Below are 13,752 nucleotides of genomic sequence, written 5' to 3' on the forward strand. Positions count from 1 at the left end.
ATCATTTCATTAAAAGCAGACTAAAAAGGTTTACAAGGAATCTCTTAAAGCTTGGCTGTTTTTTAGGTTTTACTCCCTAACGTTCATCTTTCAAAAACGCTACCGGGTTTTTACAGATCACCCGAAATACCCGTGCACTCACATAGCCAAATAAGAGGGCTGCAAGTATACCAATGGGCAACAAAAAATGGGCGGGTGACAATGTTATGCGGTATGCATAGGCTTCCAGCCATTGCTCGGAGGCGTAATAAGCTACGGTAAGACCAATAAGGATGGCCAAGGCAAAGAGTAGGGCAATCTCGCGGCTCACAAAGCCAAACAGAGCTTTCCTTGAAGCACCCAGAATCTTTTTGATGTTCAGTGCTTTGGTTTTTTGCAGGATCAATTGGTTTAAAACCCCAACCAAACCGATCAGACTGATAAGCAAGCTTACCAAACCTGCACCCAGTGCCAGGTCTGATTGCAATTTTTCAGACGCGTACTGGGCATGGAGCTGGTCTTCCAAAAAGCTGTAGTGCAGTTCAGCCCCTGGAAAAACCTCTTTCCAGATACTTTCTATTTGAGGCAATACGCTGGCGTAGGATACACCATCGGCCAGTTTCAGACTGAAATACCGCCCTATGACCGGATTGAGCATATAGGCCACCGGTTGAATGTTTTCTTTGAGCGATTCCTGGTTGAAGTCACGGATTACCCCTTTAACTGTATTGCCCACACGGTTGCTGAATAGATACAAGCGCTTGCCAATGGCCTCTTCGGGAGTACCCAGGCCCAACTGGCGCACGGCCTGTTCATTCAAAAGGACATTTTGAGCGGTATTGTCCTTGGAAAGATGGGCATAGAGCTTTTCCCCTGCCACTACATCAAAACCATAGAGGTCAATGTAATCCGCTTCGATCACCGCAGCGCTGACCATAGTTCTGGAGGAACTTTCAAACCCATGTGCCTGATAGGTTTTCCACTGTATGGCACTACCGGGTATGGCGGTAGAATTGGCCATGTACTTAACCTGTGGCATCCGGCTCATCTCTTGCTTAAAACGTTCGACCTGATAACGGATGGAATCGCTGTTTGCCAAAAGGGGCTTTTGAAGGATCATCACGTTGGAGGGGTCATAGCCCAGATTGTGGTGCTGTTGAAACTGAAATTGCCTTATGGTGGTAAAAGCAAACAGGATAAACCCAAGGGAAAGGGTGAGCTGCAATGCAGTAAAGACCTGCCCAAGGCGGTTTTTACCACTTTCTGCCAACAGGCTGGAGGGCCTGCGCGAAACACCCGCCTGACGATGTGCTGTGCGGCCTAACAAAAGCCCGTGCAGCAAACAGAAACCCAGCACGATAACGGCCAACCACAAAGCCTGTATATAGGTTAAGGGCATTCTTTCACCAAGCCCCAAGCGTGTCAAAAGTGATCCGGGCAAGCTGTACAACAGTCCCAATGACAGCAGCAATGCCACACCCATATGGGAAAGGTTGTAGCGCACAAAAGACCGGACAAAGTGCTGTTTTGATGCCCCCAGAATGTTGCGGATTGCATAACTTTTTAGCTTGCGCCTGTAGGCAGAAAAGCTAAATACTGTATAATTTGCCAGGGCAACCACCAGCACAAAAATTGCGGCCAAAGACAACATGCGGATGTTGCTTTGGTCTATCATGGGGTTTTCTTCTCCTATATCCCCATAAGTCAAATGCACCTGTTTTAAGGGAGTAAGCGATACCTGCATATTGTCCGTGGTTTTCAGGGCGGAGCGCAAGGTCTGTTCTACCTGATTTTGGAGTGCCGAGGGCGGAACATGTGAAGGCTTTAAAAGATAGAAAGCATAATAGGCACGGTCAAGATCAGTTGCGGTTTTAAAGGAATCCCAATTGTCGCTTTCTGACAAAGGCAAAATCATATCGAAAGAGAGGTGTGAATGCGTTTGATCTTCTACCACGCGGGCAATCTCAAAATCACCCTTTTTATCGACATGTAGAACCTGGCCTTCTACCTTGGTATGGCCAAACATGCGTTCGGCAAGCTCTTGGGTTACAATAATCTGGGAAGGTTTTATGAGTTGGGCATACCCATTGTTGGGCAACAGCAGGGACACCGCAGCGGGGTCTGCATATAGGCTTTTGCGCACAATGAACATCTGTTCGCCCAATCGGACATACAATCGGGAGGTTTCGGTCAATATCCGCCCCACCTTATCCACCGCATCGGGAGATTCTAAATTATACAAAAGCCCGGCAGGTAAGGCAGGGTGTTTTTTAAGCTGACCATCACTTTGGGTGGTCACCGATACACGGAAAATGTCCGATTGTTTGTCGAGGTGGGTATCATAAGTGTTGTGCCAGCTGACAGTGTTGAAAAGGATCAGGCCAACGATGAAAGACAGTGCCAGTCCGGCCACAAGAAAGGTAGAATTAGGGGTGAGAAAACGCATAACTACAAGTTAATCAGATCATTGTATTGACACAAGAAAATAGCCATATATTTATACTAATCAAAAACAACAAGTCATGAATTATTCCATCACCGGGCAGCGTTTACTGTCCTGGCCTGCGCTTTTCTTAAGCGTTTTGTTGTTCTCTTCCTGTAATAAAAATGAAGTTTCTTCAGATCGGGAAGCACAGAAGTCTGCCATTGCCATGCAGGCCCCTGAAGGGTTTTTGGTACTGCAAAAGGAAAAGCAGCTTAAAGTGCGCTACCATGCTTATTTGACCGATCATTTTGTAAAAGCCGCAGAAAGAAGGTCAGAAATAATTTCTGAGGTGCCCATCTCGGGCCTGCGCTTAACTCAAATGGATATTATGGAAGGTGAACGTATCAATTATTTGACCTTCAACGCGGATTATCAAGACATCCACCTCAAGGCTGCTTTTCCGGTCTACAAGGATAAGAAAGGCATTTACCTCTATGGTAGCCCTACAGAAGCAGGAATAGATTCCCGCAAGGCCGCCATGTTTGAATGTCCGTGCAATGGTCACACCTGTGAGGGTTCCAACTGTTCGGAATGTGTTTTCAGGAAAACAGGGGATTGTATTACGGGCTGCCTGTGCAACCGGTCCAGCGGGGTTGGTCAGTGTGACCACTCGGTAAGCACCTTTCCGCCAGGTGCTTGCGACCCGCAATAAAAGCAATTTTTAAATCATGCCCACATCCTGATTTGTATCAGGATGTGGTTTTTTTACAGATGGCTTGGTAAGTGTTTTATTCTAAAAGTCAGGATAAAAGATGTGCTGGTGATTTGAGCAAGGTTCACCTCGAAACTCATGCTACTCCATAGAGCCCAATGTCAACCAGATATGAACCCATACATATTCTGACCAAAATAACAGACGCACCTATAGCTTCTCTATATCCCCGGGTTATCATACGGTTACCCCGGCCTGACCATACCTCAGCCGTGCTTTGCTGTTGGTGAATTGTAACCCATTTTGTAATATCCCAACTGGTTGTTAAGGACTTCGATCTTTGGAAAAAAGTAAATTAGTCTGTGTATGAATTTATCGCTTGTGATAGATTCCTAGTTGAAAATCACGAACTTTGATTATTCATGGCAGGACTAATTTAGAGAATCGAACCCTCCAAAAACCAAACTTGAAAGTTTCATTGTTTTAGCTAATGGCTTTGAAACTAAATTTACCTACTCTTAAAAGTCTATGAAACCACTTCCTCTTCTCCACATCAAAAACATGGTTTGCCCCCGCTGTATTATGGCGATAGAAGGAGTATTGAAAGAGCTAAATATTGATTACAACAAAGTGACACTGGGCGAAGTAAGTCTGAACAAAGAAATCACTCTGAGCCAGCAAGTGGCCTTGAATAAAAAGTTACAAGCCCTGGGTTTTGAATTGCTGGAAAGCGGTAAATCCGCACTGATCTCCCGTATTAAAACCCTGATTGTGGAGCAGATCCACCATAAAAAGGAAAATCTACAGGTCAACTTCTCTACCTTTCTGTCCGATCAATTACACCATGACTACAGCAACCTGAGCCGCCTGTTTTCTTCGGTGGAGGGCATTACCATTGAGAAATTCATTACCCGGCAAAAAACAGAGCGTGTAAAGGAATTACTTTTTTACAATGAAATGAACCTGTCTGAAATTGCTTTCCAAATGAACTACAGCAGCGTAGCCCATCTTTCCGCCCAGTTTAAAAAGGAAACCGGAATGACCCCTTCTGCATTTAAAAAAAATGCAAAGCCTGGTCACAATGCATTAGATTCACTTTGACAGAATTCTGATTAGTGTCAAAAGTATATTTATTAAGATTAGGAATAAAGGATGAGAAGATAAGAAGGGTCTATCGGTTTTATCTTAAAAAACGATACAGGATTAGGGTAAGTAATAATTATGAACGTAGGGTTTAAAATAAACTAATGTACTGACTACATAACCCAATCGCCATAATGCTAAATTTAAGGTGGTAATAAAAAATTTCTAAATTGCTACATTGGAATTATGAGTATATATAAAATTAGCATTTCATTTTAAGACTTGTTTAAAATTGATATAAAATTATGAGCACTACATTGTTATCTAAAGCATATCCTACAGCGGATGAATGGAAAAAACTTGTTAACCAATTTGCTCCAGAGGCTATAGCTCATAAATTGCTCCTTGCAAGTGTGCCTTTTGTTTTCAAAGAGGAGCCTTTAAAATTTGCATTGTTCAAAAGAAATATAGCTGACGCTTTTGGAGTAGCACCAACTGACGTATTTATTGTGGGAAGTGCTCTAGCTGGAAGAAGTCTGAAAGGAAGTAGCATAAATAAAGAATATTCTTCAGCCAGCGATATTGATACTTTGATAATCTCTGAACACCTTTTTTCAAAGTATGTGATGCATTCTTTTGATTGGGTTAAAAGAATTACTACTCCTGAGGATTATGATGAGATCTATAAACCGCCCAAACTAAATGAACAGGATATTACAAATATTGGTAGACTTTCCATGAATGCTTCAAAAGGAATATGGAGACCAGATAGCTTACCTCCAGGGGCAGCTGCAAGAGATGACTTTTTCAAAAAGTTCGGTGACGTATCCTTAAAAGTTTTGGGTCTACAACTTTCTGAAGACACTGTTTCAAAGGTAAATGGAAGGGTAGCACGCTCATTTGATGATGCTGTGGAAGACCTATCCCATAGCATCTATAAACTTAAAAAAGAATTTGAATTTATTGAAAAAGATAAAAATAAACTAAAGAACTAAACAAAGAGAACCTAGATGAAAGACATTTAAAATAATTTTGACTTTCACTCTTACTAATTAAAGCTACTGATGTTTAGCCTATCTTTCCGCTCCGTTTAAGAAGGAAACCGGCATGACCCCTTCTACATTTAAAAAATCTAAAAAGCCCGGTCATGCTTCATTAGAAAACCTCTGACAAAATCTTGTAACTCTTAAACCAGATTGTATAACAACCATTTCCTTATAGTGGGTGAAATTTGTAGTGTTTAAAAATTACAAACGCTTATGGAGACTATCACCCTTCCCACAGCCCCTGCACCCAAAGGGAAAACCGTTAAAGAATCCTTTCCCGTAACGGGGATGACCTGTGCCGCCTGTGCTTCAAGTGTAGAATCTATCTTGAGCCATACAGAAGGGGTGCATGGAGCCACCGTAAATTTTGCCAATAGTTCAGTATTGGTGGAATACAACAAGTCATTCACGCACGATGATTTACAAAAAGCCTTACAGTCTGGAGGCTATGACATCATCGTAGATGTAGAAGACCCTTCAACAGTACAGCAGGAGCTTCAGGAAAAGCATTATGAGGAGGTGAAAAAACGAACCATTTGGTCGGCCATTTTAACCTTGCCCGTATTCATTATAGGGATGTTCTACATGGATTGGGTGCCGGGACGATGGATTTCATTGGTGTTTACCATTCCGGTTTTGTTCTGGTTTGGTCGTAATTTTTTCATCAATGCCTTCAAGCAAGCCAAACATGGGAAAGCCAATATGGATACCTTGGTTGCGCTAAGCACAGGTATTGCCTTTATTTTCAGTTTGTTCAATACCTTATTTCCGGAGTTCTGGCACAGCCGGGGTATACATCCTCATGTCTACTACGAAGCGGCTACCGTAATTATCACGTTCATCTCTCTGGGGAAAGTGCTGGAAGAGAAGGCTAAATCCAATACTTCTACTGCCATCAAAAAACTGATGGGCTTGCAACCCAAGACCCTGAAAGTGATTGTGGATGGTGAAGAAGTGGAAATGCCTATAGCCTCTGTGCAAAAAGGTTATACCATCGTGGTTCGTCCAGGAGAAAAAATCCCTGTAGATGGTGAAGTGGCCGAGGGAAATTCTTTTGTGGATGAAAGCATGATCACCGGAGAACCTATTCCGGTGGAGAAAACCAAAGGTGAAAAAGTTTTTGCCGGGACAGTGAATCAAAAAGGTAGTTTCCGCTTTATTGCTGAGAAAGTGGCCGGGGAAACCCTACTCGCCCAGATCATTAAAATGGTGCAGGAAGCTCAGGGCAGTAAGGCCCCGGTGCAAAAGCTGGTCGATAAAATAGCTGGTATTTTCGTTCCCGTAGTCATGGCCATTTCAATTATCACCTTCATCACCTGGATGTTTATCGGTGGAGATGATGCCTTTACCCATGCGCTGCTTACTTCGGTGGCGGTACTCGTAATCGCTTGTCCCTGTGCATTAGGCTTGGCCACACCAACGGCTATTATGGTAGGTGTGGGAAAAGGAGCCGAAAACAATATCCTGATCAAAGATGCCGAAAGCCTGGAATTGGGACATAAAGTGAATGCTGTGGTATTGGATAAAACAGGTACCATCACAGAAGGGAAGCCGGTAGTAACCGATATCATTTGGGAAGATGAGGGTCAATCCGAAAAACTCAAACCCATACTGCTTGCAATGGAGTCGCAATCCGAACATCCGCTGGCAGAGGCTGTGGTTCAAAAGCTAAAGGAGGAAGGAATTAAATCTACAACCATTACCCGGTTTAACAGTATCACGGGGCGTGGTGTTGAGGCAATGTATGCAGATGACACGATGTTCTATATCGGTAATCAAAAATTGCTGACTGAACATAATATCAACGTCAGCAATGAACTTGACAAAAAAGCAAAAGCCCTTCGGGAAGAAGCTAAAACGGTTATCTTCTTTGCCAATCAAAATCAGGCATTAGCCGTACTGGCCATAGCTGATAAGATCAAGGAAACGTCCAGACAGGCCATTAAAACCCTTCAAGACAGAAACATTGAAGTGTATATGCTCACAGGGGATAATCAGCAAACCGCTCAGGCAGTTGCCAACCAGGTAGGACTGAAGCATTTCAAAGCAGAAGTGTTGCCCTCCGACAAGGCAGATTTTGTAAAAGAATTACAAGCTAAAGGCAAAATTGTGGCTATGGTGGGTGATGGTATCAACGACTCACATGCCCTGGCACAAGCCGATGTGAGTATTGCGATGGGGCATGGTTCTGATATAGCGATGGATGTAGCCAAAATAACCCTCATCACTTCAGACTTGCAGTCCATACCTAAGGCATTGAACCTTTCTAAAAAGACGGTTTTGGGTATCCGTCAGAACCTGTTTTGGGCATTTATTTACAACATTATCGGCATCCCAATAGCAGCAGGACTTTTGTATCCCATCAATGGGTTTTTGCTAGACCCAATGATTGCCGGGATGGCGATGGCTTTCAGTTCAGTATCGGTTGTGGCCAATAGCCTGCGGTTGAAGGCAGCTAAAATTTGATAGGGATGGAAAAGACGATAAAAAAAGCAGAGGTACACCTTAAAGGCTTGAAAGAGGGTACGATACAGCTAGAAGTATCTGAATCCCAAACTATTCTCACGAGTGGACTGGAAAAGGGACTCGAACTGCCTCATTCATGTAAGCAAGCCCTTTGTGGAAAATGTGCCGCCAAACTACTGGAAGGAGAGGTGTATATGAAGGCAAACTATGCCCTTAACGAAGATGAGCTTAAAGAATGTTCTGTATTGCTGTGTCAAAGCCTGCCCATGAGTGAATGCATCGTCCTGGCTTATACCTGATGGGTCAAAACTTCATAAAAAAAGAACAAAAATCTATAACGGTTGCCGGGGTTAGAACGGATAGATTTGAATCATTAAAAATCAGATAAAAATGGAAATACTAAAGTTTAAAACTTCGATAAAATGTAACGGCTGTTTAGAAAAAGTAAGCCCCCGCCTCAACGAAACGGAAGGCATTGAGAAATGGGAGGTTGATCTTAAAAACCCCGATAAGGTACTAACGGTAGAAAGTAATGGAGCCACTAAGGGGCAAGTGATTTCTACACTAGATAAAATTGGGTTCAAGGCTGAACCCATTGATTAATCCATAACCCTTAAACAAATATATTATGATAGATGAAAAATGTATAGACGAATGTCTGGCCTGCGTAAAGGCCTGCGAAATTTGCATTGATGGATGCCTGGGCGGTGATGCTAAAATGGAAGCCTGCTTGAGGGCCTGTTTGGATTGCTCTGACCTGTGCAGTATTACTGCCAAATTGGAAGCGCGTAACAGTGCTTTTGCATCAAAACTCAAGGCATTGTGTGCTGAAGCATGTGAAGCCTGTGCCAAAGAATGTGAAAAACACGCTGACCATCACGACCATTGTAAAGCCTGTGCTGAAGCCTGCCGTAAGTGTGCCGAGGCTTGCAGAAGTTAATGATTGGAAAAAATGTAGTTAAAAGGGAGCCATCAAGTGGCTCCCTTTTTTAGTATGAGAGTATTCTGCAAGACGACAATCACATACTTACTGTAAATGCTCGTCTAAATGGAAGAGTTGCAAAAAAGCTTTCAATGCCGATACCATAAGGCAAGAGGGTTTCTACATATTTAAACGGCTCTTAAAGCTCCTTTTTAAGAATTTTCAAGTTGAACTTTGCAAACCTATTGCATTGATTTTGTTATAGCTTTGCACTGTGCGAATCATATCGATCATATTATCTGTTTGGATTCTGGGTTTGTCAGTACTTCCATGTGCTGACAATCAACCAGCAAAAGAGCACATTGAAGTATCAACAAGTGATGTCGGAGATGATCAGAATCATAATTCTACTGAAGATTTATGTTCACCCCTATGCACATGTCACTGCTGCCACAGCCATTTGGTAGTGCATCAATCATACAGATTGCATTCCCAGCCCCTTTCCTTCGAAGATCCGCTGGCGGGTCATGCCTGTTCTCTGTCTGAAGGGTTTAAGGAATCTTTTTTAGAACCCCCGAAGGTTTAATATCAGTCTTTACCGGCCCCTTTTCTCCATGCAGTATTCATGCCTGGGCTGGTCATCCTATTTTTCTAACTGATATTAAATCATAATTAATGATCAATCAAATCATTTCTTTTTCAATAAAGAATAAATTCATCGTGGGCTTGTTGACACTGGCACTGATTGGAGTCGGTATCTACTCCATGTCCACAATCAATCTGGGATCAGTCCCGGATATAACCAACAATCAGGTACAGGTAATTACAGTTTCGGAGAACCTTGCAACCGAGGATATTGAGCAATTCGTCACCTATCCTGTGGAGTTGGCGATGGGCAATTTACCAGGCGTTGATGAAATACGATCTATTTCACGCTTTGGGCTTTCTGTCGTCACCATCGTCTTTGATGATGATATGGGTACTTACCTGCCCAGGCAATTGGTTCAGGAAAAACTCAATGAGCTTAAGGAGACTATCCCTCAGGAATTTGGAAGCCCATCAATGGGACCCATATCCACAGGCTTAGGACAGATTTATGAATATACTATTCAACCCAAAGCAGGATATGATACAGTTTATTCTGCAATGGAGCTTCGGACTATTCAGGACTGGATTGTTAAGCGGCAGCTAACCCTACTCGAAGGAGTAGTAGAAATCAACTCCTTTGGCGGCTATATTAAGCAATACGAAGTGGCTATTAATCCGGAAAAACTGAATGCTATGAACGTTAGTATTTCAGAGGTATATGAAGCATTGGCCCGAAATAATGTCAATACGGGAGGTGCCTATATCGAGAAAAACAAAATGGCCAACTTCATTCGAGGTGAAGGGCTAGTACGGACAATTGATGACATAGAGAATATCTCAATTCGCAACGAAAATGGCGTTCCAATACTCATTAGAGATATTGCTGAAAAAGTTCATTTCGGTCATCAAGTTCGATATGGTGCCTTTACTCAGGATGGTCATGAGGCTGTGGGTGGAATCATTATGATGCTGAAAGGTTCAAACCCAAATGCGGTCATTCAAAATGTCATCGAGCGAATGACAGAAATTGAAAAATCACTTCCTGAAGGCCTTGAGTTTAACGCATACCTTGACCGTAGCTCTCTCATTGAGCGAACTACTAGCACTGTTACCAAAAATTTAGTTGAAGGTGCACTCATTGTGATATTTGTCCTGGTTGTTCTTTTAGGAAGTTTAAGAGGTGGTATTGTCACTGCATCATTAATTCCACTCTCGCTGCTCTTTGCATTTATCCTCATGAAAGCCACCGGGGTTTGGGCGAATTTGATGAGCTTGGGAGCCATTGATTTTGGAATCATCGTGGACGGTGCTGTGATTATTGTTGAAGGCACAGTTCATGAAATTGAAAAGCGGATAAGGGCTGGCAAGAATAAGTTTGATCAGGCTCAAATGGACGAAATAGCCTATGAATCCGGGAGCACCATGATGAATGCTGCTTTTTTTGGACAGCTCATTATTCTTATTGTATTCACTCCTATTCTTTTTCTAACCGGTGTTGAAGGTAAGATGTTTACCCCTATGGCCTACACGTTTGGGTACGCGGTTTTAGGAGCAATTATTCTATGCTTGACGTATGTACCAATGATGACCGCATTGCTAATGCGTCCAATAGGTAACCCGAAAAATTGGTTTGCAAGATTGGAAAACGGAATCCATAAGTTTAGTGAGAAGATCATCAATGCACTAAACAAGGTGTATCATCCATTGATTCTTGGTGCATTGAAATTGCGTTTATTGGTCATTGGTATTGCTTTGGCTCTTCTCGTTGGTGCAGGGTTCATTTTCTCAAGAATGGGAGGTGAATTTATTCCTCAATTGGATGAGGGAGACATAGCAATGCAAGCACTCATTCGGCCAGGTAGTGGTCTTACTGAAGCAATTGATGTGTCTATTAAAATTGAGAACATCTTAAAAGAGAATTTTCCAGAAATAACTACAGTAGTAGCTAGAATCGGAGTTGCAGATATACCGACCGACCCCATGCCTTTGGATATAGCAGATATGTATCTGATTCTGGAGAAGGATATGGAAAAATGGGTTTCAGCAGACTCTAAAGAAGAGCTGATTGAACAGATTAAAGAGAAGCTGGATATCCTTCCCGGTGTTAATCTTGTCTTTACACAGCCTGTTGAACTTAGATTCAATGAATTGCTTGAAGGTGTTCGGGAAGACGTGGCGGTGAAATTGTACGGTGAAGACCTAAACATACTCTCACAAAAGGTAGAAGAAATGGCTGCCATCATCCAAACAGTGCCTGGAGCAGGTGATGTAAATGCAGAACGGACGGCTGGTCTGCCCCAAATGACGGTAAGATACGACCGTAAGAAGTTGGCTCAATATGGATTGGATGTTCAAAAGCTCAACGAGTACGTGAGTGCCGCTTTTGCGGGAGGTGTTGCTGGGGTGATTTTTGAAGGCGAAAAGCGTTTTGAAATGGTCATTCGCTTCGATGAATTACATCGACAAAGCATAGAAGACCTCAGAACCCTGTACATCGATTTACCTGATGGTACTCAAGTACCAATTAAGGAGGTTGCTGATATCGAATATGTCCCAGGCCCTATGCAAATATCCAGGGAGAATACATTTCGAAGAACTTATGTGGGGGTAAACGTTCGGGGCAGAGATGTGGAGTCTGTGGTAACAGATATTCAGCAAAAACTGGATGCAGAGCTAGACTTACCACCAGGCTACTACATCACCTATGGAGGAGAATTTGAAAATTTACAACGCGCCAAGGCAAGGTTATCAGTAGTGGTACCGATTGCGCTCTTTCTTATTTTCATACTGCTCTATTTCGCCTTAAAATCATTCCCACAATCAGTAATGATTTACATGGCGATTCCACTTGCAGCCATTGGAGGTGTGTTTTTCATGGCCATGAGAGAAATGCCTTTTAGTATCTCCGCTGGAGTCGGATTCATTGTCCTCTTTGGTGTGGCTGTCCTTAATGGACTGGTTTTAATCAGTCGTTTCAATTCACTAAAAATCGAAGGTATGACAGATTTAAAAGAACGAATTCTCACAGGAACGAAAGAACGTCTTAGACCTATATTGCTAACCGCCACTGCTGCCATTATGGGTTTTACACCGATGGCGTTTTCAGCCTCTGCAGGAGCTGAAGTGCAGCGGCCTCTGGCAACTGTAGTAATAGGTGGTCTTATCAGTGCAACCCTGTTGACACTCATTGTACTGCCAGTTCTCTACTCATATATTGAAGGGCGTAAGTCTAAAAACCCGAAGTTAAATACCGGTTATTCGGTCAATGTAATTATAGCTCTGGCTGTATGTGGCGCACTTTTGGGAATTCCTTCCAATGTACAAGCACAGGAGTTGGAACAGAAATCAATTACTACTTTGGATGAGGCCATCGTGATAGGGTTGGCCAATAATGGCAATGTTCAAGTCGCGATCACCAACATAGAACTTCAGGAGCAAGGAAAGAAGGCAGCTTTAAATTTAGGAAAAACAAGTCTTGGTGTTCAATATGGTCAATACAACAGTTTTGAAAATGACTTCTCATTTAGTGTAGGTCAGTCGTTTGAGTTCCCTACTGTTTATGGTAAACAAAAGCTACTTGCTAATGAACAGGTAGTTGGCGGGCAAAAACGATTGGCCGTGACTGAAAATGATTTAAAATGGAAAATTCGTAAGGCTTGGTATGAGCTATCCTATCTGCATGAAAGGCGCAAGCTACTCCTGTATCAGGACACCATTTATGGGCGATTCCTAAATGCAGCAACCATACGTTACGAAACGGAAGCAACCAGTTACCTAGAGAAAGCTTCTGCTGAAACAGGTGTAATGGAAATTCAAAACCAATTAAAGCTACTTGAGGCGGACATAATTATTCAGGAAAAGCAACTTCAAGTCTTGCTGAACGATATGTCCAGTTTGGTCTTTGAGCCATCTGCTCTTAGCGAACGGGATATCATAAGAATTCAGGACAAAGCCTTGATTATGAACAACCCACTTCTTGGCTTGGCCAGGCAGCAGGTGGCCATTGCAGATGCCGAAAAATCCGTTCAATCAGCCAAACTGTTGCCTGATCTCTTCATTGGGTACTTCAATCAATCATTGATAGGGGGAGAAACGTCAAAGGGGGGAATTGCCACTTCGTCTGATAGATTCGGAGGGGTTCAGGCAGGGATTGCAATCCCTTTATTTTATGGCTCGTACAAAGCAGACATTAAGGCCGCTCAATTACGATCACAGATGGCCAAAACCAGTTCGGAGTATTTTTATGTCTCCCTTCAGGGGCAGTACAGCCAGCAATTGGAAGTGATAACAAAAACCAGGGGAAGCCTAAATTACTATAGACAAAAGGCCATACCTCAGGCTAATTTAATTATTAATAATGCGCAAAAAAGCTTTGAAAATGGTGCCATAGACTATGTGGAATATTTTCAGAACCTCAATCAGGCCTTGAGCCTTAAATTCAATTATATCGAGACCATGAACGAATATAATCAGGCCGTTATTAATCTGGAATTTCTTATAGGTCAATAAATCCAAAATTAAAAAACATAAA

The 13,752-nt window shown here is 42.6% G+C and carries 10 protein-coding genes; 9 read left to right on the forward strand and 1 reads right to left on the reverse strand.

Annotated elements, in window-relative coordinates; translation table 11 throughout:
• Positions 1-76: 76 nt before the first annotated feature.
• Positions 77-2,425, reverse strand: a complete 2,349-nt coding sequence (locus AWW67_RS17380; RefSeq protein ID WP_062303337.1) for an ABC transporter permease — start codon at positions 2,423-2,425, stop codon at positions 77-79.
• Between the two features lie 76 nt (positions 2,426-2,501).
• Between AWW67_RS17380 and AWW67_RS17385 the strand changes: the two genes are divergently transcribed.
• From AWW67_RS17385 to AWW67_RS17420, 9 genes are all read left to right on the forward strand, one after another.
• The gene (locus AWW67_RS17385) at positions 2,502-3,116 is read left to right on the forward strand and encodes a hypothetical protein (protein ID WP_062303339.1); all 615 of its coding nucleotides are present in this window, start codon (positions 2,502-2,504) and stop codon (positions 3,114-3,116) included.
• A gap of 528 nt (positions 3,117-3,644) precedes the next feature.
• Positions 3,645-4,217, forward strand: coding sequence for a helix-turn-helix domain-containing protein (locus tag AWW67_RS17390; RefSeq protein ID WP_062303341.1), 573 nt, complete (start codon positions 3,645-3,647; stop codon positions 4,215-4,217).
• Between the two features lie 287 nt (positions 4,218-4,504).
• Positions 4,505-5,194, forward strand: a complete 690-nt coding sequence (locus tag AWW67_RS17395; protein ID WP_062303343.1) for a hypothetical protein — start codon at positions 4,505-4,507, stop codon at positions 5,192-5,194.
• 264 nt (positions 5,195-5,458) lie between these two features.
• Positions 5,459-7,711, forward strand: a complete 2,253-nt coding sequence (locus AWW67_RS17400) for a heavy metal translocating P-type ATPase (protein ID WP_062303345.1) — start codon at positions 5,459-5,461, stop codon at positions 7,709-7,711.
• 5 nt (positions 7,712-7,716) lie between these two features.
• Entirely contained in the window at positions 7,717-8,010 is a 294-nt protein-coding gene (locus tag AWW67_RS17405; RefSeq protein WP_062303346.1) for a 2Fe-2S iron-sulfur cluster-binding protein, read from the forward strand.
• A gap of 91 nt (positions 8,011-8,101) precedes the next feature.
• A complete protein-coding gene (locus AWW67_RS17410; protein ID WP_062303348.1) occupies positions 8,102-8,314 on the forward strand; it encodes a heavy-metal-associated domain-containing protein in 213 nt (70 codons plus the stop codon).
• A gap of 25 nt (positions 8,315-8,339) precedes the next feature.
• The gene (locus AWW67_RS17415; protein ID WP_062303350.1) at positions 8,340-8,651 is read left to right on the forward strand and encodes a four-helix bundle copper-binding protein; all 312 of its coding nucleotides are present in this window, start codon (positions 8,340-8,342) and stop codon (positions 8,649-8,651) included.
• A 256-nt stretch (positions 8,652-8,907) separates the two neighbouring features.
• Positions 8,908-9,219, forward strand: coding sequence for a DUF6660 family protein (locus tag AWW67_RS19290; protein ID WP_375596907.1), 312 nt, complete (start codon positions 8,908-8,910; stop codon positions 9,217-9,219).
• 89 nt (positions 9,220-9,308) lie between these two features.
• Positions 9,309-13,730 (forward strand): CusA/CzcA family heavy metal efflux RND transporter, encoded by a 4,422-nt coding sequence (locus tag AWW67_RS17420; protein ID WP_062303352.1) that lies wholly within the window; start codon positions 9,309-9,311, stop codon positions 13,728-13,730.
• The last annotated feature ends 22 nt before the right edge of the window (positions 13,731-13,752 follow it).

Origin of the sequence: Roseivirga seohaensis (genome assembly GCF_001592945.1) — a bacterium.
Classification (GTDB): domain Bacteria; phylum Bacteroidota; class Bacteroidia; order Cytophagales; family Cyclobacteriaceae; genus Roseivirga; species Roseivirga seohaensis.

Bases quoted from the DNA above. Each gene is read 5' to 3' on its own strand.
- AWW67_RS17410 (WP_062303348.1), top strand. From the start codon at position 8,102: ATGGAAATACTAAAGTTTAAAACTTCGATAAAATGTAACGGCTGTTTA.
- AWW67_RS17405 (WP_062303346.1), top strand. From the start codon at position 7,717: ATGGAAAAGACGATAAAAAAAGCAGAGGTACACCTTAAAGGCTTGAAA.
- AWW67_RS17380 (WP_062303337.1), bottom strand. From the start codon at position 2,425: ATGCGTTTTCTCACCCCTAATTCTACCTTTCTTGTGGCCGGACTGGCA.
- AWW67_RS17420 (WP_062303352.1), top strand. From the start codon at position 9,309: ATGATCAATCAAATCATTTCTTTTTCAATAAAGAATAAATTCATCGTG.
- AWW67_RS17390 (WP_062303341.1), top strand. From the start codon at position 3,645: ATGAAACCACTTCCTCTTCTCCACATCAAAAACATGGTTTGCCCCCGC.
- AWW67_RS17395 (WP_062303343.1), top strand. From the start codon at position 4,505: ATGAGCACTACATTGTTATCTAAAGCATATCCTACAGCGGATGAATGG.
- AWW67_RS17415 (WP_062303350.1), top strand. From the start codon at position 8,340: ATGATAGATGAAAAATGTATAGACGAATGTCTGGCCTGCGTAAAGGCC.
- AWW67_RS17385 (WP_062303339.1), top strand. From the start codon at position 2,502: ATGAATTATTCCATCACCGGGCAGCGTTTACTGTCCTGGCCTGCGCTT.
- AWW67_RS17400 (WP_062303345.1), top strand. From the start codon at position 5,459: ATGGAGACTATCACCCTTCCCACAGCCCCTGCACCCAAAGGGAAAACC.